The 22,203-nt window shown below is 40.7% G+C and carries 20 protein-coding genes and 1 pseudogene; 16 read left to right on the top strand and 5 right to left on the bottom strand.

The window, feature by feature from the left end; translation table 11 throughout:
- Positions 1-49: 49 nt before the first annotated feature.
- The 11 genes and pseudogenes from LSG31_RS01580 to LSG31_RS01535 all read left to right on the top strand — a co-directional run bounded on the left by LSG31_RS01580 (position 50) and on the right by LSG31_RS01535 (position 9,126).
- A complete protein-coding gene (locus tag LSG31_RS01580; protein WP_347437692.1) occupies positions 50-1,309 on the top strand; it encodes an ABC transporter substrate-binding protein in 1,260 nt (419 codons plus the stop codon).
- A 72-nt stretch (positions 1,310-1,381) separates the two neighbouring features.
- On the top strand, positions 1,382-2,263 hold the full coding sequence (locus LSG31_RS01575) for a branched-chain amino acid ABC transporter permease (protein WP_347437691.1): 882 nt from the start codon (positions 1,382-1,384) through the stop codon (positions 2,261-2,263).
- Positions 2,260-3,249, top strand: a complete 990-nt coding sequence (locus LSG31_RS01570; RefSeq protein WP_347437690.1) for a branched-chain amino acid ABC transporter permease — start codon at positions 2,260-2,262, stop codon at positions 3,247-3,249. The genes LSG31_RS01575 and LSG31_RS01570 overlap by 4 nt, the downstream gene beginning before the upstream one ends.
- 12 nt (positions 3,250-3,261) lie before the next feature.
- Positions 3,262-3,999, top strand: coding sequence for an ABC transporter ATP-binding protein (locus tag LSG31_RS01565; RefSeq protein ID WP_347437689.1), 738 nt, complete (start codon positions 3,262-3,264; stop codon positions 3,997-3,999).
- The gene (locus tag LSG31_RS01560; RefSeq protein WP_347437688.1) at positions 3,992-4,699 is read left to right on the top strand and encodes an ABC transporter ATP-binding protein; all 708 of its coding nucleotides are present in this window, start codon (positions 3,992-3,994) and stop codon (positions 4,697-4,699) included. Before LSG31_RS01565 ends, LSG31_RS01560 begins: the two co-directional genes overlap by 8 nt.
- Before the next feature lie 227 nt (positions 4,700-4,926).
- Positions 4,927-5,547, top strand: a complete 621-nt coding sequence (locus LSG31_RS01555; protein ID WP_347437687.1) for a site-specific integrase — start codon at positions 4,927-4,929, stop codon at positions 5,545-5,547.
- Positions 5,537-5,947 (top strand): hypothetical protein, encoded by a 411-nt coding sequence (locus tag LSG31_RS01550; RefSeq protein ID WP_347437686.1) that lies wholly within the window; start codon positions 5,537-5,539, stop codon positions 5,945-5,947. The genes LSG31_RS01555 and LSG31_RS01550 overlap by 11 nt, the downstream gene beginning before the upstream one ends.
- Positions 5,944-6,549: a tyrosine-type recombinase/integrase gene (locus tag LSG31_RS01545; protein ID WP_347439414.1), complete on the top strand. Its 606-nt coding sequence runs from the start codon at positions 5,944-5,946 to the stop codon at positions 6,547-6,549. The genes LSG31_RS01550 and LSG31_RS01545 overlap by 4 nt, the downstream gene beginning before the upstream one ends.
- Positions 6,550-6,690: 141 nt before the next feature.
- The gene (locus LSG31_RS01540; protein WP_347437685.1) at positions 6,691-7,272 is read left to right on the top strand and encodes a tyrosine-type recombinase/integrase; all 582 of its coding nucleotides are present in this window, start codon (positions 6,691-6,693) and stop codon (positions 7,270-7,272) included.
- Between the two features lie 102 nt (positions 7,273-7,374).
- Entirely contained in the window at positions 7,375-7,671 is a 297-nt protein-coding gene (locus LSG31_RS23215; protein WP_430734229.1) for a tyrosine-type recombinase/integrase, read from the top strand.
- Between the two features lie 411 nt (positions 7,672-8,082).
- Positions 8,083-9,126 (top strand): annotated as a pseudogene (locus LSG31_RS01535) (tyrosine-type recombinase/integrase).
- 39 nt (positions 9,127-9,165) lie between these two features.
- On the opposite strand, the gene LSG31_RS01530 reads toward LSG31_RS01535, so the two are convergent.
- The 3 genes from LSG31_RS01530 to LSG31_RS01520 all read right to left on the bottom strand — a co-directional run bounded on the left by LSG31_RS01530 (position 9,166) and on the right by LSG31_RS01520 (position 12,479).
- Entirely contained in the window at positions 9,166-9,744 is a 579-nt protein-coding gene (locus tag LSG31_RS01530) for a hypothetical protein (RefSeq protein WP_347437684.1), read from the bottom strand.
- Between the two features lie 144 nt (positions 9,745-9,888).
- The gene (locus LSG31_RS01525) at positions 9,889-10,458 is read right to left on the bottom strand and encodes a hypothetical protein (RefSeq protein WP_347437683.1); all 570 of its coding nucleotides are present in this window, start codon (positions 10,456-10,458) and stop codon (positions 9,889-9,891) included.
- Positions 10,459-11,345: 887 nt separating this feature from the next.
- A complete protein-coding gene (locus LSG31_RS01520) occupies positions 11,346-12,479 on the bottom strand; it encodes an IS630 family transposase (RefSeq protein WP_347437682.1) in 1,134 nt (377 codons plus the stop codon).
- A gap of 348 nt (positions 12,480-12,827) precedes the next feature.
- Between LSG31_RS01520 and LSG31_RS01515 the strand changes: the two genes are divergently transcribed.
- The gene (locus tag LSG31_RS01515) at positions 12,828-13,226 is read left to right on the top strand and encodes a hypothetical protein (protein ID WP_347437681.1); all 399 of its coding nucleotides are present in this window, start codon (positions 12,828-12,830) and stop codon (positions 13,224-13,226) included.
- Between the two features lie 532 nt (positions 13,227-13,758).
- Here LSG31_RS01515 and LSG31_RS01510 read toward each other — a convergent pair.
- Positions 13,759-14,418, bottom strand: a complete 660-nt coding sequence (locus tag LSG31_RS01510; protein ID WP_347437680.1) for a DUF975 family protein — start codon at positions 14,416-14,418, stop codon at positions 13,759-13,761.
- Between the two features lie 1,926 nt (positions 14,419-16,344).
- Positions 16,345-16,779 carry a stalk domain-containing protein gene (locus LSG31_RS01505; RefSeq protein WP_347437679.1) on the bottom strand — a complete coding sequence of 145 codons (435 nt, stop codon included), beginning with the start codon at positions 16,777-16,779 and terminating at the stop codon, positions 16,345-16,347.
- 70 nt (positions 16,780-16,849) lie between these two features.
- Here LSG31_RS01505 and LSG31_RS01500 point away from each other — a divergent pair, with 70 nt between their 5' ends.
- The 4 genes from LSG31_RS01500 to LSG31_RS01485 all read left to right on the top strand — a co-directional run bounded on the left by LSG31_RS01500 (position 16,850) and on the right by LSG31_RS01485 (position 22,082).
- Positions 16,850-17,125: a helix-turn-helix transcriptional regulator gene (locus tag LSG31_RS01500; protein ID WP_347439413.1), complete on the top strand. Its 276-nt coding sequence runs from the start codon at positions 16,850-16,852 to the stop codon at positions 17,123-17,125.
- A 721-nt stretch (positions 17,126-17,846) separates the two neighbouring features.
- Complete coding sequence (locus LSG31_RS01495; RefSeq protein WP_347437678.1) at positions 17,847-19,457, top strand: amidohydrolase; 1,611 nt, start codon at positions 17,847-17,849, stop codon at positions 19,455-19,457.
- Between the two features lie 98 nt (positions 19,458-19,555).
- The gene (locus LSG31_RS01490) at positions 19,556-20,731 is read left to right on the top strand and encodes a M20 family metallopeptidase (RefSeq protein ID WP_347437677.1); all 1,176 of its coding nucleotides are present in this window, start codon (positions 19,556-19,558) and stop codon (positions 20,729-20,731) included.
- Positions 20,732-20,843: 112 nt separating this feature from the next.
- Positions 20,844-22,082, top strand: coding sequence for an MFS transporter (locus LSG31_RS01485; RefSeq protein WP_347437676.1), 1,239 nt, complete (start codon positions 20,844-20,846; stop codon positions 22,080-22,082).
- The last annotated feature ends 121 nt before the right edge of the window (positions 22,083-22,203 follow it).

Raw genomic sequence — 22,203 nt, 5'->3', positions numbered from 1 at the left:
GTGCGAAGAAAACATGAAAAAAGAAAAAACAAGGAAAAGGGGAACAGTCATGAGAAAGCAATGGAAAGGGATACTTTATGGAGCTTGTATTACATCACTAATTGGTATGACAACAGGGTGTGGCGCTTCTGCAACGGGCAGCTCGAGCTCAAATGGTTCACAAGGCCAAGATGGAAAGGAAGTCAATATAGCAGTTGTTGTTCCGTTGACGGGACCAAATGCAGATGCTGGCACGCAAAGTGCGAATGCGGCAAAGCTGGCTGCTGAGGATATCAATAAAGCTGGAGGAATCAAGTCTTTAGGTGGAGCAAAAATCAATTTAATTGTAACAGATAGTACAGGCCAGCCAAATGATGCAGCAACCGTTACAGATAAAATATTAAGTGGAAATAAAGTATCAGCGTTGTTTGGTATGGATCTGTCTCCATTAACAGTTGCCGCAATGCCAGTTATGGCACGACACCATGTGCCAATGGTAACAGCATCCATTTCAGAAAGCATCACAGCTGCCAAGAACCCGTATGTATTTGAAATTGCGCCAAAAGCCAGCAAATTTAGTGAAGCACAAATTAATTTCTTAAAGATGCTGAACGACAAGTATCATATGGGAATCAAGAAAGCAGCCCTTTTATATACAAACGATCCATATGGTACATCGACAGCCAAGAGTACAAAGAAACTGCTTACAAAAGCAGGCTTAGATGTGGTATTGGATTCCGCTTATCCTCCATCCATTACGGATGCGACACCACTGATCAGCAAGGTAAAAGAGTCAGGAGCTCAGGTATTATTCCCTGTTTCATACGTACCGGATGCAGAAGCAATTTTAAGTGCTATTGCGTCTCAAAACCTGCATATCCTTACGATTGGCGGAGGAGCGGGCTTTATTTGGCCAACAATTGAAAAGGCGATTGGTTCGAAGGTAAATGGTTTAACGAGTGTGGCTTCTTGGAACTGGGATTCAAAGAACATTACCCAAAATACGGACCTTGTGAAAGCAACGGAAGAATATAAGCAGAAATATGGAACATATATGCCGGAACACGCAGGTGAAGCGTATGCAGCGATTTATACGATTGCTGATGCGATCGATCAGGCAAAATCCGCTGATCCGCAAAAGGTTCGTGATGAATTGGCTAAAATCGACGTGACAACGGGTGGAGCAACCTTGATGCAGCCAGGGAAAGTTCAATTCGATAATACTGGATACAATGCTCCTACCAATGCCGTGATGATTCAATGGCAAGATAATGTTCCAAAGACTGTATTTCCTTTAGACCAGGCTGCAACCAAACTGCAAAAACCATAAAGTTGGCATGGGTACAGTGGAGAGCGAGCTTCTGGCTCTCCATTTTAATATCAATGAGAATGGGGCGAAATTATGTATTTCATTCAGGTCTTATTAAATGGCTTGATGCTTGGGGGAGTCTTTGCTCTCGTTGCTGTAGGCTTGAATTTGATTTTTGGCGTTATGAAAATTGTGAATTTTGCACAAGGTGAGTTTTTGATGATCGGTATGTTTGTTGCGTTCGCACTCTACTCGCTGTATCCAACAAAATCTGCAACCGATATTTATTTGTTGGTGCTGCCGGCAGTTATACTATCCGGGATATTCACACTTGTTTTATATTTGTTGCTCATTCAACATGTTGTCGGCCATGATGATCGAACACAAATCCTTTTGACTCTTGGATTGTCTTTCTTTTTGCAAGGCCTTGCGCAAATTATTTTTGGATCTTCCTTTCATGCGATTCCAGGCACCATGCATGAAGCAAGCCTGCATATAGGAAAATTGACGGTTCAAGAAGGCCCTTTGATCGCGTTTGTCGTGGCGATGATTGCGACAATCATTCTTTCTTTCCTGCTTAAGAAAACATTTTGGGGAAAATCTATCCGCGCTGTTGCAGAAAATCGCCAGGTGAGTTCTGTCTTGGGGATTCATTCAAAAATCATTTTTGCAAGCGCCTTCGCAGTGGGAGGAATCCTGGCTGCTCTTGGAGGTGCGTTGCTTGCACCCTATCAATATGTGTACCCGAGTGTCGGAAGTAATTATGTGATCATCGCGTTTTTGGTTGTCGTGATTGCCGGGCTAGGAAATGTGAACGGCTCCGTTTTTGGCGGATTATTCATTGGAATAGTTGAATCTATAACATCCGGATATATTTCGATTGACCTTTCCGTTGCGTCAATCTACATCATTTTTCTGCTTGTTTTATGGTTTCGGCCGGAAGGTCTGTTTTCAAAGAAAGGAAGAGTGGTATGAAACGACAATCCTACAAGGTCATATGGATGGTACTGGGATGGGCTGTGTTTTTAATAGTATGGACAGTCCTGCAATCGAATCCTTCCGCAACGAATTCGTTTGTTTTATACGCAATTTGGGGCTACAGCTGGAATCTGATTGCAAATTATGCGGGGGAAATTTCACTCGGGCATAGTTCCTTTGCTGCGATTGGTGCATACACCACGGTCATTCTATTTCAAAAATTCAATATTTATCCGATCTATGGCTGGATGTTTGGAGTTTTAGCGGCTGTGCTGTTTTCATTACTAATAGGTTGTTTTAGTTTTCGCTTAAAAGGCCCATATTTCAGTTTATCCACACTTTCTTTTTCAGCAGTATTGCTGAGTCTTATCCTGCATTTTGACACTGTGACAGGTGGGGCCAACGGGCTGCAAATTTCGTTTTCCTCCGACAACTGGGCGAATCTAGAGTTTCTGAATCCTTATGTGTATACAATTATTGGAGCCATTTTTGTGGCGATATTGATCATTTTATTTTATTTTATTCCACGCACGAAATTTGGTTATTATTTGCAGGCGGTTAAAACCAATTCGATTGCGGCGGAATCTATCGGGATCAACTCGTTCACAATCAAGCTTTTGATTCTTGTTTTGAGTGCTGCGTTTACAGCGATTGGCGGGATACTATCCGCTTTTTCAGTTGGCTTTCTGGATCCAAATTATATGACAGGATTAACTCTTGCTACTTATATGGCAGTAGTTCCTATTATCGGGGGCAGCAATTTTATTTTTGGCCCGATTATTGGCGCAGCTATACTTGAGGGAATTACTATATTCACGAATGATCTATCCGCTCAAAATGCAGGTTATGTAAATGCGTGCTTTGGTTTGGTACTCATGGTAATTGTTTTGTTTGCAAAAAAAGGTGTCCTAGATCTTTTGCTTAGAATTCCAGCCTTTTTTTCGAAAAATAAAATCTTGAATAATACAAAAGAGGTTGTTTAGGGAGTTGAAAAAATGAGTGATTGGATATTGGAAACCAAAGGGGTTCAAAAAACATTCGGCGGGGTAAAAGCGCTACAGGATATCACATTTCATATACAACGAGGAGAAATTCTCGGAGTAATCGGCCCAAATGGAGCAGGGAAGACGACCGCGATCAATGTCATCACGGGTGTCATCGCACCGGACGCTGGAGAAATTTTTTATGAATCTAAGCCTGTTACAAAATCCCGATTATTTTTGTCTTCCCGTATGGGGATGGCCCGCACATTTCAACATCCACAAACCTTAAACTCTTTGGATTGTCTGGATAATGTCAAGGTAGCATGTTTAACTCGCGGGATGTCCCATAAAGAAGCTGAACAGAAAGCAGAAGAAATATTGGATTTGGTGGGACTCCATTCGTTTCTTCATGAACCGTCATCTTCATTAAACTTTGCACAAAGAAAAGTGCTGGATATGGCACGGGCACTTGGAACACAACCAAAACTTTTATTTTTGGACGAGGTGCTTACAGGTCTGACAGATGAGGAAATTCAAGATTTGGTGAAAAAAATTCGATCCTTAAAAAATCAAGGTTTAACGATTGTGATAATTGAGCACCTGGTGAAAGTCATACGATCAGTTTCGGATCGTCTTCTTGTCTTAGATACGGGAAAAGTATTAATGCAGGATCTCCCCGATGTCGTGTTGTCGAATCCTCTTGTAATCGAATCGTATATTGGAAAAGGAGGAGTGGCACAAAATGCTTAGTATTGAGTCCGTATATGCAGGATATGGAGAAGTAAAAATCCTAAACAATATTTCATTAACCATACCAAGTGGGCAAACTACAGCATTACTCGGGCCAAATGGCGCCGGAAAGACAACACTCATACGGGCGATTTGCCGTATGATTCCGCTGACCTCAGGCAGAATTTCTTTGAATGGCGTAGAATTATCAACACTTCCTGCGCATCGTGTATCCGTGGCAGGAATTTCTCTTGTACCAGAGGGAAGAGGTGTATTGTACACGTTAACTGTCCTTGAAAACCTTGAGTTGGGTGCCATCAATAAGACGGTTCGCCGTCAATTAAAAAACCGGCTTGAATGTATACTTGAGGTTTTTCCCGACTTGAAAGCTAAATTACATCATGTGGCTGGTTCTCTCAGCGGCGGGCAGCAGCAAATGATGGTGATTGGCCGAGCGCTCATGTCCTTTCCAAAGGTTTTAATTTTGGATGAACCATCCTTAGGATTGAGTCCATTGCTCGTTCAAACCGTTTATGAATCATTGGTCAAAATTCAAAATGAAGAAAAACTAACGATTTTGTTGGCCGAACAAAATGCAATGAATGCCCTCGAAATTGCTTCACAAGTCTATTTTATGGATCACGGGGAAATTACAAGGTCTGGCGAACCTGCACTGTTTAAAAACGACAGTACCATTTTATCTGCATATTTTGGTGCTTGATTAGATTCTTGCTGTCCGGGGACCGTTCGTTCCGAGCTGGTTGAGATACCAAAGCTGAATTCCCCGGGCAATTTTTAGCTTACTATTGATTGTCCCCGTGCAGTAAACATATAATTCCACCCTGATAGAACTGGAAATTGCAAAATTAATTTCTTTTTTCTCACAAAGCGATCATTTTATCCGATAGCTAACCTCAACAAAATACACCTGCATTCAAGTTTCACTTTATGAATCATAGCAACAATAAAATTGCAAAAGTGCAAGCTACATGCAATTCTTACTATACTCCGGATGAGACAGCCGAAATTCTTCGGGTTGTAGACTGCAGCACCGCAATAGGAAAAAGGGATTATGCCATCCTATTAATAGCCATATCTTTGGGAATGCGAGCTGGTGATATCTGCCATCTGCAAATTTCTGATATCCATTGGGAAAGAGACGAAATATCCTTTCTTCAACAGAAAACGGGCAATCATCAGATTCTTCCCATGACAGAAGGCATCCGTTATGCGCTTGCGGATTATCTAAAAAACGGGAGACCCGATACGTCCTGTAACAGTCTATTCATAAAGATGCGAGCACCTTATGAGGCGTTTTCAGCTAGCAGTGCTTTATACCGCATCCTTAATTCATATATGGGTAAAACAAGCATCTATACAGAAGGGAAACGGCATGGAATGCATGCCATGAGACACAGCCTGTCCTCCAGACTTCTCGAAAATGGAACGTCCCTGCCAGTCGTTACGAGCATACTGGGACACAGCAGCACGAAAGTGACAAACCGCTACCTGTGGATGAATACGGAGCAGTTGCGGAAAGTATCACTGGAGGTGCCTTATGGAAAATAAAACGATTTCCATTCCATTTGAGGAAGGCCCCTTTAAGAAGCTGTTCCTGGAATTCATCATCTATAAACGCGGATGTGGGCTGAAGTACGAGGATTCCATGCTATATACACTCCGCTTCACGAACCATCAGCTAAACAGATACCATGTCAAGGAACCTGTACTGACAAAGTGCATGGTGGAAGAGATCTGTGCCAAACGACCGCATGAGGCTTATTCAACCCAATCCAAACGGGTTGGAATGCTCCGGCAGTTTGCTGGCTTCTTAAAAAACAGAGGGATTGAAGCCTACATTTATCCAGAAATTAGCCGACATAACGAAAGCAGCAGTTTTGTGCCATATATATATTTAGTCATTCGGAGATTATATCCATTTTTGATGTTTCAGACCACTTGCCAGTGATATCTCGTTATCCGACCTACACATTTATTTATCCTGTTCTTGTGCGACTCTTATACAGCTGTGGTTTGCGTATATCTGAAGCGTTGACTTTGAAGTGTCAGGACGTCGATCTGGCTCAGGGTATCCTTTTTATAGAAAAATCAAAAAAGGGAAAAAGCCGATTTGTTCCTATGTCACATTCCATGGCAGAAACCTGCAGGGATTACGCTAAAAGGATGTCATTCAGTGCGAATAGCAATGGTTATTTTTTTCCATCGTCGGACGGTGGAAAATACACCAGGCATTCTGCAAAATCAACCATACAAAACATATATGCCAAGGCAGGAATTTCAAAGCTTCCAAATGGCAGATATCCAAGGGTTCACGACATGAGGCATTCCAAAGCCACACATTTGCTAATGAGCGGGGTAAATCTTATTTACATTAGGGATTTCCTTGGACATGCTTCTGTTTTAACGACCGAACGTTATGCAAAGACCAACCCGGAATTTATGCGCAAAGCAATTGAAGAAAGTACTGCGGACAACATGACGGGTATTAAGAAATACGGTATGGAACAGAAGAAGGAACTGACAGAATTTCTAAAACAATATAGGTTATAGAGATAATGACTATGGAAAGTTAAATGATAGTTTTCCTGCAAGATTCTCATTGCATTTTCTTTGACTTTCCATAGGTACTGGCTATAGTGGATCCAAGAAATCGAACAGTTTGAAAGGGGTCATATAAGCTATAATAGGCGTATGAGAAAACATTACACTGCAGCATTCAAAGCACAGATAGTTTTGGATCTCCTCAAAGAGGATGCAAGAGAAGAAACATTATCTTGCATTGGAGTGATTAGATTATCCAATGAAATCACAGTTTCAACTGCACACAAAATAGAGGTTGTCCATCAATCGCCAGACGAACGAATCATTCAACTCTGGTTGCATGGACGCAGCAAACATACAAAGCGTTCGTACAAAGCCGATGCAAAACGTTTTTTCAAATTCGTAAATAAATCACTTGATACAGTCACCATCCTAGACATGCAAATGTTCGCAGATAGTTTAGTAGAATTAGCCCCGGCAACGCAAGCGAGAATCCTATCCTCTGTAAAGTCCCTGTTCGCATTCGCTCATAAGGAGATTGGGGTTCTGTCAGTGAACGTAGCAGCACCGATCAAACTGCCAGCGCAAAAGAATACATTAGCGGAACGGATTCTGTCGCAAAAAGAAGTACACCGAATGCTGGCGCTTGAAACGAATACGCGAAATTCTATCCTGTTGTTATTACTGTATGCTGGTGGACTTCGTGTATCTGAAATATGCGGACTAAAATAGCGGGACGTTCAGGAACGGGACGATGCAGGACAGATTACGGTGTTTGGTAAAGGGGCAAAGACTCGGACAATCTTATTATCTGCCGATACCTGAAAGGAACTTGTGAAATTGCGTGAAGAAGCTGAACTCGATGATCCAATCTTTGTGAGCCGGAAGAAGGAAGGCCAACTTAGCCCTTCTCAAGTGCATCGAATTGTCAAAGCAGCTGCCAAACGCGCAGGATTAGGCGATAACGTAAGCGCTCATTGGTTACGACACGCACACGCTTCTCATTCGCTTGATCGTGGAGCACCGATTCACTTGGTTCAATCCACGCTGGGTCATGCAAGTGTTGCTACTACTGGACGTTATTTGCACGCTAGGCCAACAGATAGTTCGGCTCGGTATTTGGGGGTGTGAAGTTAAATAGATGCAACCGCACTTTATATGGTCATGCTTAGAATGTTGGGGGCATTTTGGGGGCAAATTTCAACATTTTTTAAAATAAAGTATCATAATAGAACATACTAAGAACATCGCAAACACTTGATATAGCAACGTTTTCAGGATTATTCAGTATTAAAAAACATTGCCCCCAGTACCTTGGGGAGGTAGAGGTCGCAGGTTCAAATCCTGTCATTCCGACCAGAACGTAAAAACCGCATAATATCAACGTTTTCGGGACGTAGACTGAACGTGGACAGTACGATAGAAAGCGAACAGGGTACAGCTTCCCATTCGTACAAGGTACAGTACCTTTCTGCGCCGCCAAAGAAAGCCTAAACGCTTCGATATTCGAGATAAAAATCGGATAAAGGAGCGTTTTTCATTATGGATAGACGATCAGGGCAACGTATCAAAAGTGAAAGAGTAAACGAGAATAAAATATATGAGTATAATTTGGATACGTTATTCGAACGTTATTATCATGCAAAGATTGCGGAAGGCAGAGCAAAAAATACACTTGAACAGTATCGTTTAAATTATGGATTTTTAGTCGAATACCTTGATCTAATGGGAATCGGTCGGGATGTTCGCAACATAAATACAAGCATTATCCGAAACTATATCGTTTGGATGCTTCAGGAAAAGATACGATTTGAAGGTAACAAGGATAAGCCAGATTCCGAAAAGCGTGTTGGATTGTCTCCAGTGACGATCAATACACGCCTTAAGACGTTACGGACTTTTTTTCGTTTCTTGAAAATGGAAGGGTTAATTGGCACTGATCCAATGGAAGGAATAAAAAATGTCGAGGAACCAGAAAATGAAATAATCATTCTTACAGTTGACGAACTCAAACGTTTGCTGGCTTCGCCAAATCAAAGGCGTTATTCTGGGTTTCGGGATTACGTGTTAATGAACTTGCTCTTGGATACATTTTTACGGATTAACGAAGCATTATCGTTAAAGAAATCGGATATTGATTTTGAATCTGGTATGGTTACAGTTCGTGGTGAGGTAGCAAAAAACAGACGTTCAAGATCGGTTCCTTTACAAAAGAAGACAGTGGGTCTACTTAGGGAATTGGTAAAGGAAACCGAGGAGTTTGACACCGACTATATATTCTTGACAAATTACGGAGAACAATTAAATCAAAATCATTTTCGGCATCGGCTGAAAGAATATGCTTAAAGTGCAGATATTCAAGCCAGAGTACATCCGCATCTCTTTCGTCATACGGCTGCAACGATGTTTCTGAAGGCTGGCGGCGATTTGCGGCACTTGCAAATGATGTTGGGACACAGTGATTTACGAATGGTTTTGCGTTATACACATTTGTCAAAAAATTCACTGATGAAGCAACACCAACAGTTTTCGCCGCTAAATCAGATTTCTGGGAAACTTAATAAAGAACGGAAAATATTGCGATGAATATGTATGCCCCCAAGATAAGGGGGCTTTATTGTAAGATTATTGGATTCCGAGTAACTTACGAATGTAGTCATCCTCAGGAATAACCAATATATTTTGATAAAATTTATTATCTAACATAATATCCATCGGTTTTTCAAACAATAATTGTTCAGCAGGTTTTACACGGGCAGGCATGATTGTATATCGAGTATCTTTAGCAGTACCAGAACGGCTAAGGACGACTGGAGTCGTCATAGCTTCATCGTCATATTCATCAATAAAGGCGTAAATAATTCTCATGATATTGGTTTTAGCAGCAAGAATTTCAACCTGTTGTGTATCAACGTTGAAGAATGGAACAATTGTCCTTTTTTCACGTTTCACATTGTGTATACAAGACAAACAGTTCATGTCTGGTCTGTCCTTAGGATTCTTGCAAATGTGTTGCTTAATTTTCTTAGAATAATCGTCATGGCAAATATACATTTTGAAATCAGTTGTCAGTATATATCCACAAACAAATTGACCATCTTTTAAATTGATGTATTGTATTCTAGAACGTTTTGGCTGCTGTCCATCATTTATTTGACGTGCTTCCGTTCCTTCTGCTAAGAAATAATTATTGATTGCGATCATTATGATTCCCCCTATTGGTTGATTTATTTTCATGTTCGGATTGACCTTGCACCCCTATATCTGTTTTTAAATGAGCATTTGTAACGCTAAATGAGGTAGGAAAAATTGTGTTCTGGATTGTTAAACAGTAATTTATGATTCTGGTCAAATACTTTCACTTTCATAAAATTTAATCTGTTTATTGCGAAGGCTTGTACTTCCTTTGAAGAAAATTCTTGGATTCAATTCGATATATTTCGTCTTCCCAATCTGCTCAACTTTCAGGAGTCTCTTTTTCTCTAAACTTTCAACTACTGTTTTTGTAGTTTGGCTGTGCTTCCATCCCATGATTTGTCCTGCACGAGACATCATGAGTCGTTCCGGTTTCCCATTGGCATCAGGAACCATAATCTGAGTTTTTCCGTATTCTGTGAAAAACAGAAGTGTGAATAAAAACGCCCTCTCATTCACTGTTAGTTGTCCCGTCAAAAGATATTCCAGTATATCGGGATAACTGAATACCATTGTAAATGATGGTTCATTCTTAATTTTCTGGAGCTTGTTTCCTTTTTTGGTTGCCTTAACTTTGCCATTTGCAGGTACTTCTACCACAGCTAGCACAGGTTTGTCAGTATTATTTTCAAGACTCCCGTTTCGAGCTGCTAGCACGTTGATAATTTCTCCTGTTTCATCGTCAAACCACTGTCCAGAACGTTCATCAAGAACAACTCCCATGTATTTCCCCTCCGCAGGTTATTCGCATTATTGAAAAACACCTTCACGTAAATGAGTGTTAACCCTCACGTAGATGAACCTATTATTTTATCGAAAAGTGCCACAAACCCAGTCGTACCAAGTGGTTTCGGCATTGTGCCCGTGTACGTCTCTTATTTATACGGGATAGTATTTTTGTTTCTGGAAATGTAGTAGACTATTAGGACATTTAGGACGTTCGTTACGTTTTGGGGCAAATGTTAAAAAGATTAAATGATGCCCTCACTCCGTTCGGGGATGTTCACCTGTCTGGGACAGGCAAACACCTATTCAGGGAAGTACCTTTTCTGATTCTGTTTGTTTCTGGTGAAATGGAAAATGGCTTGGTCATTATGGGGCAAGATTGCGAAGCAAAATTGCCGGGCGAAGCCCTTTTAGTCGTTCCATACGTCCCCCTACGTTTACCCATAATGTCAACCAGACAGACCATAGCGATTGCATACGGGATACAAACTGTCATTCGTGTTTGCGTGTCCGTCATTGACGTTTTTCTCCATTTGTAACAGTAGTATCAGTAAGTACACGGATTGGTCGTTTGTCGCCAATTCGATACATGGATATAACTTCCTACAGTATCACTTTAGTACGAATCGCTGTTTTGGTCGACGAATGTCATCACATGAACCAGGGTCAAGAAGATTCATAGCTGGATGTTGCTAGTGGTCTAATCACCCTTTTATCCGATTTGAACAGGCGATTTGTAACGTAGATGGTAAAAATAATTGGTGGACGTTATTGGAGTTATAGTACGTTGAAGATAAAAAATACGCTGAAGTTTTGAAAACGCCGCAGAAATTTTTAAAGTAAACTAGTAGATCGATTCAAAAATAAGCTTTAAATTGAACATGCTACTTTGCGGCAGATTCCATGCCATATTTCCAACGAAACGGAATCGGATTGGCATTGATTTCTTTCAAGTAGAGTTCAATCCGTTCTTTTAATTCTTCCTTGGACGCAACCCGAATTCCGCGAAGGAAAGAGCGCGACATTTTGGAAAAGAAAGTTTCAATCACGTTGAGCCAAGAACCATGCTTGGGAGTGAACACGAACTCGAAGCGATTGGGAACCGTATCTAAGTACGCTCTTGTCTCCTTGGATGTATGGGCGGAATGATTATCTAAAACAACTTGAATTCGTAAGTCTGGTTCATAATGGGTATCAAGCATTTTTAGAAAGTCAACAAATTCCCGACTGCGATGGCGATCCACAACCGATCCGAGTACTTCGCCGCTAACAAGATCGATAGCCGCCATGAGCGTCACTGTACCATGGCGCACATACTCATAATCTCGGGAAATCGTCGGATGCTCACCGGGAACCGGCGGCAAGTCAAGCGAAGTTGTCCCGATGGCTTGGATCCCAGGTTTTTCATCGTATGAGACAACAACATCACAGGACATTTGAAAGTTGTCATTTTCGATCTTCCATTCGACCTGTTGATAGACATGCAGCACCTGCGCACGTTTGGTATCGAAATCAGGATCTCTGCGCTCTACGTAATACGACACTTTATGCGGTTTCAGGTCATGAGACGAAAGGATGCGCGAAACGGTTCCTTTCGCCATTCGCGCTGCGCTGGGATGACCTTCTGCCATTGCATGTTGGCGAACGTGTTGGGCAAGCAGGCTCATGGTCCACAATTCATATGAGTACCCCAGTTCCTTAGGTTTTTGACAAGCGAGAGACACAATCCACGCTCGGGCTTCCGGTGTTAATTCCACCGGACGACCGGAACGTTTAAAATCTTCCAATGCTTGTCTCACACCGAATAGGAGTGCTTTCTTAATGCATGTATCTGTGTTAGGTACGCTAATTCCCATCCGTTTGGCAATCTGAGGCGAACTCATCCCATCGGCATAGTGAAGAAGAATCGTTGCACGCTCCACACGGCGCACCTGTTCGGTTCGAGAATTACAGATTTTTTGAAGGTATTGTTTATCTTCTTCACTTAACAAGAGTGCTGCTTTCTTGGAACGTGCCATGGGTATCTCTCCGATCATCTTTCGATGATCTTATTATACCAAAATATAAAAATATTAAGTGGATTTTTGAATCGATATACTAGGAATCATTGTTTCGGCTGTATGGACATAGGAAGGCTCAGAGTTTCAATTTGCAGAAAAACGTTGGCGGTCATTTATGTATGGTTTTGCATATATTCTTTCATTCAAATTTTATGTGTTCAATTTGTTACTGTAACGAACAAAAGTATAGAATTACGAATTTCACGTGCAGTTACTTATCACATACGTTCAGCTAAATATTGCACATTGATTTTCGGTCAATCTTCATTAAAAATGAGGTGAATACGAGGCAAAAGGGGAATAAACGTGGCAGTCAATACATTCATCCTAACGCTTTTCTTATTGATATTTCTAACTTGGAATATTTTCTTTTTAAGAAAACAGGGGAAATTATCAGGGTTACTTACTTTTATCCTCTTTGCTATTGTTTTTGGCTTTATTGCGTATTTCGTTCCAATCAATTGGAATGGATATTATGTTAAGACACTGATATTTATTACCTACATGTTGACTTTGGCATTGTACAGTTTGCGAAGCAGTAGAAGTAAAATCGGATCAGTCATAGCGTCAATCATCTTTTCAGCAGGTTATGCAATTTGGACTTATTTCCCTGACGACTTTGATAAAAGTATTATATTCTTTTTTATTGCGGCTGCGGTAAATTTTGTATTTGATACAATAGCCAAACGACGTAGACAGAAGTAATTTAACTAGAACGGTAGCTTAAAATGGCTGCCGTCTTTTTCGGTAAGTCGTGCAACAATAATGGAGCAAAGGTGTTTACGATGTCGCTGGCGAAAAAATCATTCACACATCAGCCGAAATAACCGCTTTGAAAACTGTGGAAATGAAATGGAGTAAAAAATTTTGCTTAATACAGTAATCGGTTTTTTTGTTGGTATTTTTTTGATGGCTTTAGCAGTGTTTTTAATGGCGTTGGATTATCGGGAGTTTCGTGGAAGGTATTGTCGTGTAAAGTCTGTCTTATCGAATATTGCAATATTTTTTCTAAATATGATATCAGACATCCCAAGTTTGTTTATTTTGCATTTACTTTCGACTTTATCTGTGTTCTTGTTTTTAGGCGGCTTTTTCATAACACTTCATTCGGTGCTTCGGTTAATTCAAATATTCCATTAAATGTAATTAGACATCATCCACCAATCATTTTGCCTCTACCTACTCTTTCTCAACCGGGTAAGGGAGTTAGTCACTCTCCCCTACTTGATTGATCTATTTATAATTCATCTGAACTATTAGGCTCTGTTACTTTGTATTTATCTTTAATATCATTATAGAAACAGGCGATACTTGTCTGATAATAAGGAATAAGCCACAGGAATCCAATTCCAACTGTTAGAATTGATAAGATAAACCATCCTGCGAAGGAAAGGTATAGGCAGAATAGCTTCCATTTATAACCGTCCATCATTTGACGGCTTTTTGTAATCGCTTGGTTCGCTGTTAAATGAGGCTCTTCAATAAGGATATAAGAAGACATCGCATAGGAAAAACTTTTAATAATGCCTGGGATAATCAAAAGTAGTGACCATAGGATGAAGTAAAGACCCATTAGCAAATTATAAATAATTGCTTTCTTATAACTGTTGAAATTTGAAAAAAATGAGAAAATAGTTCTAACCGAAGCTTTTTCATCCTTGGTAATTTTTAAATATAAAGAATTACTGCCTAAAGTTAAAGCACCGATAACTAAGACTTCATAAAGAAAGGAAAGTACAGTATCCATTCCCAAATTACCCTTATAAAGATACAATTTTTCTAAAAGCTTGGGCACAGTCGTATTAAGAATTAGCAGTAAAATAGTATAACCAACAAACGAAAACCACTTTCCTTTTAATATACTTCGGGCTTTGCTACGTAACAAACTTAATTTCAAACAATTCACCTACCTAATGTAATTTTGCTTTACTAATTACCCAGACGCTAAAGTCCATTACACACATCATGCCAAAATTCGAAATCAACTTTCAATGCAAAAAATATACCATGACAGGATATAGGGATATGTAGTTCGTTGTGGTTATAACTTGAGTAACAGTAGAATTATCTGATAACGAATTTTTGAAATCTGTCGTAAAACTTTTGGTGGGTTTTCAAAATTGAACGATTTGCTCTCTGTAAACGTGGGAGTCATGGGGTCGTCTGGTGACGACTAGTGAATGCACATAAAAATAGCGTCTAACGATTGGACATTTAAAGTACGGCTATGTTCGTATTGTCCAGTTACGCCCTCCGAAGTTTCCAGAACCGCAAAAAAATTTTTGGATAATTTACCATTTTGAACGAAAATACTTGTGTGCAATATAGGGGGCATTGGTTGTAACTGGTAACGTTGAGGTATCGAGATTTCATTTCTATCTGTACATGCCACTAGGCGTATAGCGAAATAAACATGGGGTTGCTCTTGCAAAGTGGCGGCTACGGGTCGGTGACGCAACTATTTAATCGTATTGAACGTAAATAATGTTCTGGTCGAATCCCTCCAATGTCCTAGAAAGTACTTACGTTATATATTCTTTTAAAAGATAAAAAGATAAAGATATATAATAGGAATGAGACATTTTTGACCTAACGGACACGGATGACCATTTGATCTGGAACGTTCGGGTTTTGATCGCTGCCGAGTTACGTTTTGGTGGATTTTTCTGCGATACTCTAGCTGGGTTCGACCAGAAACACATATGATGTTGCATAAAAAGTCCTCAACGTTTGTCCCAGTTTAGAAGATTGCCCCGATAGTGACCAGACAAAAATATCGTCACGACAATATTGTCCTAACCTCGTTTACCAAAAATTAAGCGTATGGTGGATATAAAGTGTACCTTTCGCTTATTGACAGTCGGCATCCGCAAAAAAAAAAACGACAAACGAGTTGCCGCCAATGTTCCTTATTTCGCCCATATAGCATCCTTCCTAAAAGCATAAAGATATAACGCATGTAAAACGAAGTATCACATGATTAGTCCCGCTAACACACCTATAATGCTACCTATAAATACAGGATGTGGCTTAGAAACGTATGTTTGATGGAGGTGAACAATGTCAACGTAAATACTTCCTAAGCCTACCAGTGTAAAAATGGCAAAGAAATTTCTCCAAAAGGTTCTGCTAAAGAGCGGTTTATTCCAACAAAATCCATACACTCCAAGTAACCCAATTACGCCAGACACAAGTCCTATGGTTCCGCTAATTGAAAAGTGAGACAATAAATTCAGTAAAACCACTAATGTTGACAAGAGATATAGGAAAAAAAGTAATTTCCATTTCTTCAACTTCATCATCCTACCTTTCCTCACACATTATTATAATTAGCGTCTGAATAAAAGAATATTGTTAAGTTACTGGATAAAGAGGACGATTTTAGCAGCAGTTCGAACTAATATTAATGTATCAATAACTATCTGTGACCGGTAAACTAGAATCAACAGATTCCCAAAATAAGAATGAACAAAATTCCCCATACTCTTCCTATTACGCTATCATTGAACTGGTAATTCTAGCTTCAGGGGGAAGCGGTGTGGGGAACAAAGAAAGGTGGCCTGCTCAAAAGTACTTGACGGTTACACCATCATAATGAGACTGTTTAGAAACATTCGTTTGATGCAGTTGATAGCCAATAAACCATGTTCAAACTCGATCAAAGTTGTATTAACACCGATTTTCGGTATACTACTAGAAATGACGGGCGTTATAAAGGCTCGTCACCGTTATTGTCGATAAAATCCCCAAAAATAAAAAAAGGCGACAAATAATTGTCGCCGAAATAGATTAGTCTTTAATGTTGATTTTTAGTAATAGATGATCATGCCATGGGTGTTTCCGGGTATCCAATATTTAGAGTAAGTACCCTGTTTTGTGCATCCCAAGTGGAAGACCATCCAACGTACCGATATTGCGGTTGGGTAGTATCGTAAACCGGAACCATTAATTCTCCATGGTATATACGTATTTCCCCAGGCAATTTTGACGTCTGAGTATACCAAGTGTATGTGTCTTTTCCAGTTTGGAAATCGTAATTAACACCATAATCGAAGTTTAATTCTTGCTGAATAGGGAACCACTTAAATACAGTACCAAAACCGTAAAGATTGTTAGCCGCATCAATAATAGACCGAATCGGAACATAAATTTGACCATCAATATACTGGGCTGGTACAGCCAAATCTACTGTTACCTGATCTGGATCGGTTGGATTCACCTTAAATGGGTTTTTCACGATCACTGTCGTGTTACGCATCGTATTTCCTGATGTGTATTTAAATGAATCGTTATCCGTCAAGGTGTTACATTATATATCCGTGAATTTCATGAATCCAATCGATATCAGCCAAATTGCCGATGAATTTTTTGTCACACGTGTGCATCTAATGCGTACCTTTAAGAAAGAAACAGGAACTATCATAAATGAAGCCATTACGTCAAAACGATTGGAAGAAGCATGCCATTTACTTAAAAATTCGAATCTTCACATCACTGAAATTGCATTAATGGTAGGATTTAATAATTCGCAATATTTCAGCAAATTATTTAATGAAACGTTCGCTGCCACACCCAAAACATACCGGAAGAATGGAAGAAAGTAGGCACTTCAAGCTTACTTTTTTTGTTTGTTTACAGAGGATGTTCAAAAAGTAGTCAAAACTATACGGCGGATTGCTTTGCCGAATCCCCAAAAGCTCCTTACTCATGTATCAAACACGTACACTCTGTCGGATTTTTCGTGCTTCAATTTCGCACTTCTTGTGTTGTACTTCGCCAATTTGTGAACACGAACTTATAATGAGATGTTTCTAATGTATACAAATATGGTTACAAATCTTCAAATAAAGCTGTTTCGATCTTGTTATAGCGAATATGTAAGCGTTTGCTGTGCCGATTTTCAATAACACAAACGGTTTTTTTAAAAAAAGGTAAAAAAATTTTCACAATCAGGGTGAAATTTTTTACCCCCAATTAGAGTGATTGAAGTCAAATTATGTACTCAAGTCAGTTTATATATTAGAAAAATAAAAAAATCTCATTTAAATGAAACACGTTTCAAATCGATTGAGCATTCAACTATTTGATTATGCAGGGCATAAGTAAAGTGGTAAAAATAAACGTAATATTACAAATTGGCACGTATCTTGCTTAATCAAATGCTCAAAAATATACATTCAAAATCATGGGGTTGGTACGCGAAATAGAGACAATAATAGAAATGAATGAAAGCAATTTCATAAAGGTGGAATTCAGAGAGAATGGTAGATGAAATAAACTCAGACCATTGATGTGTCAAAGAATAGTGGGAGGAAACCGATACGTATGAATAAAGTGGGACAGTATACTTTTTTTAATGGGCGGATTTTTACGTCCAATCCTGAGCAACCGTATGCAAATGCCATGGTGGTACGCGATGGACGGATCGTGTGGATTGGAGAGCAAGCAGATCTTGAAGGGATGGAGGGGAATTGTATAGATCTTCATGGTCGCCGCGTGCTTCCGGGATTCATCGATGCTCATTTGCATCCATTGTATCTGGCAGATGCAGCAAAGCACATTGCGTGTTCCCCTCCAATCGTCAGTTCCATTGCGGGTTTGCTTGAACAAATACGAAAACGGCGAGAATTTCAAGGCCCGGATGCCTGGATCCAGGGTTGGGGGTACGATGAAGGGAAGTTGTTAGAAGGACGAGCTCCTACACGTTGGGATTTGGATCAAGCCGCTAGCGATGTTCCCGTTATTGTGACACGTACATGTGGACATATCGCTGTTGTGAATAGTCTGGCACTAAAAATGGCCGGGATAGAAAAAGACACGCCAAATCCGTCAGGCGGGCAAATTGATAAAGACGCAAACGGTGAGTTAACGGGCACCTTACGAGAAAATGCAAAGGACTTAGTATTTACGGTCATGCCAACCAGAACACTTGAAGATAACGCTGCCGCTCTGGCTGAGCTAAGTCCAAAACTTCTGGCACATGGCATCACAGCGATAACCGATCTTATGGCAAGAATGGAGCCCATCGATTATTTTACTATATATGAAGCAGCCCGTGAAAAAGGACTCCGGCAGCGAAGTGTTCTTTACTATTTATGGGAGGATATAAAGAAGCAGCCCGTATTAAGCGTTGCCAAAAAACATGCTGAAAATCCCATTCACGTTGGGGGTGTAAAGCTGTTCGCAGATGGCAGTGTGTCCGGACGAACCGCTTGGGTCAATCTGCCGTTTTTAGGGGAAAGCGAAAATTATGGAATTTCCACGACATCCAAGCAGGAGTTGTTGGAGGCAGCCGAGTTTGCCGAACAGCACGAGGTCCAATTAGTCGTGCATGCAATGGGTGAACAAGCAATTGATTTGATTGTCGATACGTTTTACGGAAGAAAAAGCTGGCTTTCGGACGCTCCATCGATTCGGATCGAGCATGCTGCATTGCCTACAAATGAAGCAATCCGCCGCTTGGCCGAAACGGGGATCGGAATCGTAACTCAACCGATCTTCTTATATGCGGAAATTGAGAGCTATTTGAATAACTTAGGTAGAGATCGGACGAAACGTTCTTATCCCTTTCAATCTCTGTTGCAGGCTGGAGTAAAGATCGCTTTTTCTTCGGATGCACCGGGGACTGCATGGGCCGATCCGGTGAATCCGTTTGTCGGACTTAAGTCTGCTGTCACACGCATGGCGCATGATGGGACAGATACAGGTCAGGAACAGCGAGTAGATTTGTCTACCGCGATCATGCTTTATACCCGGGTTGCCCAGCAAATTACGGGAATTCCTGATGTGGGGCAGCTTAAACCAGGGTACTATGCGGACTTCACGGTGCTAGACCAGGATATTCTAAAGGTTAGTCCGGAGCAAATTGACGAGGTTCAAGTGGAAGAAACCTATATCGGCGGTAACTTGGTCTATCAGAAAAGTCGCAATGAATAGCCAGTTTTTCGTTTCCAGGTTAATCATTTGAAAATCAATTGAATGTTTCTTTCTATTTCACTAGAAAGTGGCAACTTATTTCTTTGGGAGGTCTGAATATGTCATCAACAACATTCGATGATGTGATAGAGCGTATAAAGAAAGAAGTCATTGATTGGCGGCGTCATCTCCATCAAAATCCCGAACTGTCTTTTCATGAAGAGAAGACATCACAGTTTGTATACGAAACGCTTTTGTCCTTTGGGAATCTTGAGGTGACACGTCCAACAAAATATAGTGTAATGGCACGCTTGATTGGCGCACACCCGGGGAAAACACTGGCGATCCGCGCGGATATGGATGCGCTGCCGATCAATGAAGAGAATACGTTTGCTTTTGTTTCTCGGACTCCTGGTGTCATGCATGCATGTGGACATGATGGACATACGGCCATGCTTCTAGGGACTGCAAAGATTCTTACGGGATTGAAGGAACGAATCAAGGGGGAAATACGCTTTTTGTTTCAGCATGCAGAGGAGTATTTTCCGGGTGGGGCGCAGGAAATGGTAGATGCCGGTGTGATGGAGGGGGTTGATGTTGTCATCGGTGCTCATCTGATATCAGATTTTGAAATTGGAAAAGTAGGAATTGTATATGGTCCCATGATGGCGGCTCCGGACGGCTTTTGGATTTCGATCAAAGGGAAAGGCGGTCATGGATCTGCACCTCATCAAACGATCGACAGCATTGCGATTGGCGCACAAGTGGTCACGAATCTTCAGCATATTGTTTCCCGTTATACAGATCCGCTGGATAACCTCGTAATTTCAGTCGGAAAGTTTACAGGAGGAGAAGCACCAAATGTGATTGCCGACACCGTAGAGATGGCTGGCACGGTTCGGAGTTTTGACGAGAAATTCCGTAAATCCGTGCCGGTTCATATGGAACGGGTCGTGAAAGGGATTACGGAAGCGCATGGAGCAACTTATAAGTTTCGCTATGAATACGGGTATTTTCCGGTTATTAACAACGATGAGGTGACCCGTGTCATTGAAGAAACAGTTCTCGAAGTATACGGTGACGATGCGATTGACCTGCAAAAACCCAAAATGGGGGCCGAGGATTTTTCAGCGTTTTTACGAAAGGCACCGGGATGCTATTTTGTAATCGGTGCAGGGAATCAGGAAAAAGGAATCGTTTATCCACACCATCATCCTCGTTTCACCATTGATGAAGATGCATTGGAATACGGTGTGAAAATCTTTGTAAACGCTGCATTGAAGTTTTTATCGTAATTGCACAATTTTCCAGTTTTCTGTAAATTTTCGCAGAATTGTGTTTAAGATGATGAAACAAGTGCTCAAAATCGCTGGAGCACTTCAAACCGATGCTATTGGAAGAGTTAATATGGCAAAGCCGCTTGGTCTCAGAAATGATGAGACAATACGTTCGATTGCAGGTAGAAGCAAAGCGTATTTTGTTCTGATTGTCATGGTTTCCGTTATCCCTGGTTTCCTAGAGGGATTTGATGGAAGTTTGTTTCAGTTTGCCGCTCCATATGTTGTACAGAATATTCAAGCAGCACCTGCGATGCTCGGTGTTTTAGCCACTGGATACGCGGTAGGAATGGCCTTGTTCAGTATGATAGGGGGTATTTTGTTTGATAAATTTTCGGTGAAATACACAATTCTTATTTCCGTGACAATTTTCGCTGTGTTTACTTTGGTGAGTGGGTTGGCACGCAGTTTAGCCACTTTAATCATCGCTCGGCTTCTGGTTGGAATTGGCATAGGAATGTTTCAACCTGCAATCATAGCCTTTTTAGGGGATATTTTTCCGAAGACGCGAAGCAGATCGATATCCGTATTTGGTGTCATTTATGGTGCAGGTATATTTTTTGCTCCCTATATTATTTCGCCATTCTTACCCCACATTCAGGTTCCGTTTGTGATTTCAGGGATTTTGGCAGTCCTCTCGCTTGTTGCTTTTTATTTGATTGTTCCCAAAACATATAAGAAAGTAGAGAAACACAGGATTGGAATGAAGGGAATTTTGAACAAAAATGTTTGTATTTTGTCAGTTGCCATCTTACTTTATGGAATTTCTTTATTTGGGTATTTAGGGTTTTATAGCCAATATCTTCTAAAAGTACAGTCTATCCATCCAATTCAGGCAGCTGCAATATCATCCATGTATGGATTGGGAGCGCTGATCAGTACGTTTCCAATAGGAATGCTGGCTGACAAGATCGGGAGAAAGCATGTGGTTCGCTTGGCATCCTTGTTGCTTCTTATCAGTGGAGTGGGAATGTTCAGTGTGGGTCGGGATCTGACAGCTCTTAGCATTTTTACATTCGTATTTGGGGCAGGGAATGGTTTTGTAGGCTTGGCAGCAGCACTTGGCCAGGATTCCGTCAAGGAACAACTTACCGGAATCGTTACTGGATGGCTTTTCTTTTTATTTAATATAGGCGCAATGCTGGGAGGCCCGGTGTTTGCGGCTTTCTTGCCAATAGGGTTTGTCAAATCGGGCATCGTAACTCTTGGCGTATCAAGTTTGTTGTCCTTCATTCTCACCTTGTTTGCGGGAAGCGGGGTACAGACTAGGACTGTGTCAACTCCCGATCCTACACGGATCAACAACTGAACGGCCAATTGTAGATGTGGATAGTGAAAAGAGATCCTGATTTGAACGGGGTCTCTTTTTGTATTCCGCATCCTATACATGCACTGTTTAATTTACATTTATTTCTATATTTCCAATATAG

It is taken from the genome of Fodinisporobacter ferrooxydans (genome assembly GCF_022818495.1).
In the GTDB taxonomy this organism is placed as follows: Bacteria; Bacillota; Bacilli; order Tumebacillales; family MYW30-H2; genus Fodinisporobacter; species Fodinisporobacter ferrooxydans.
This window is presented reverse-complemented; position numbering and strand designations above follow the sequence as displayed.

What these genes read in the sequence shown, in the direction of transcription:
- LSG31_RS01525 (WP_347437683.1), bottom strand. Translation starts at nt 10,458, where the DNA reads ATGGGAGTTGTTCTTGATGAACGTTCTGGACAGTGGTTTGACGATGAA.
- LSG31_RS01580 (WP_347437692.1), top strand. Translation starts at nt 50, where the DNA reads ATGAGAAAGCAATGGAAAGGGATACTTTATGGAGCTTGTATTACATCA.
- LSG31_RS01490 (WP_347437677.1), top strand. Translation starts at nt 19,556, where the DNA reads ATGTCATCAACAACATTCGATGATGTGATAGAGCGTATAAAGAAAGAA.
- LSG31_RS01555 (WP_347437687.1), top strand. Translation starts at nt 4,927, where the DNA reads ATGAATCATAGCAACAATAAAATTGCAAAAGTGCAAGCTACATGCAAT.
- LSG31_RS01540 (WP_347437685.1), top strand. Translation starts at nt 6,691, where the DNA reads ATGAGAAAACATTACACTGCAGCATTCAAAGCACAGATAGTTTTGGAT.
- LSG31_RS01500 (WP_347439413.1), top strand. Translation starts at nt 16,850, where the DNA reads ATGAATCCAATCGATATCAGCCAAATTGCCGATGAATTTTTTGTCACA.
- LSG31_RS01530 (WP_347437684.1), bottom strand. Translation starts at nt 9,744, where the DNA reads ATGATCGCAATCAATAATTATTTCTTAGCAGAAGGAACGGAAGCACGT.
- LSG31_RS01565 (WP_347437689.1), top strand. Translation starts at nt 3,262, where the DNA reads ATGAGTGATTGGATATTGGAAACCAAAGGGGTTCAAAAAACATTCGGC.
- LSG31_RS01520 (WP_347437682.1), bottom strand. Translation starts at nt 12,479, where the DNA reads ATGGCACGTTCCAAGAAAGCAGCACTCTTGTTAAGTGAAGAAGATAAA.
- LSG31_RS01495 (WP_347437678.1), top strand. Translation starts at nt 17,847, where the DNA reads ATGAATAAAGTGGGACAGTATACTTTTTTTAATGGGCGGATTTTTACG.
- LSG31_RS01485 (WP_347437676.1), top strand. Translation starts at nt 20,844, where the DNA reads ATGGCAAAGCCGCTTGGTCTCAGAAATGATGAGACAATACGTTCGATT.
- LSG31_RS01560 (WP_347437688.1), top strand. Translation starts at nt 3,992, where the DNA reads ATGCTTAGTATTGAGTCCGTATATGCAGGATATGGAGAAGTAAAAATC.
- LSG31_RS01505 (WP_347437679.1), bottom strand. Translation starts at nt 16,779, where the DNA reads ATGCGTAACACGACAGTGATCGTGAAAAACCCATTTAAGGTGAATCCA.
- LSG31_RS01570 (WP_347437690.1), top strand. Translation starts at nt 2,260, where the DNA reads ATGAAACGACAATCCTACAAGGTCATATGGATGGTACTGGGATGGGCT.
- LSG31_RS01550 (WP_347437686.1), top strand. Translation starts at nt 5,537, where the DNA reads ATGGAAAATAAAACGATTTCCATTCCATTTGAGGAAGGCCCCTTTAAG.
- LSG31_RS01575 (WP_347437691.1), top strand. Translation starts at nt 1,382, where the DNA reads ATGTATTTCATTCAGGTCTTATTAAATGGCTTGATGCTTGGGGGAGTC.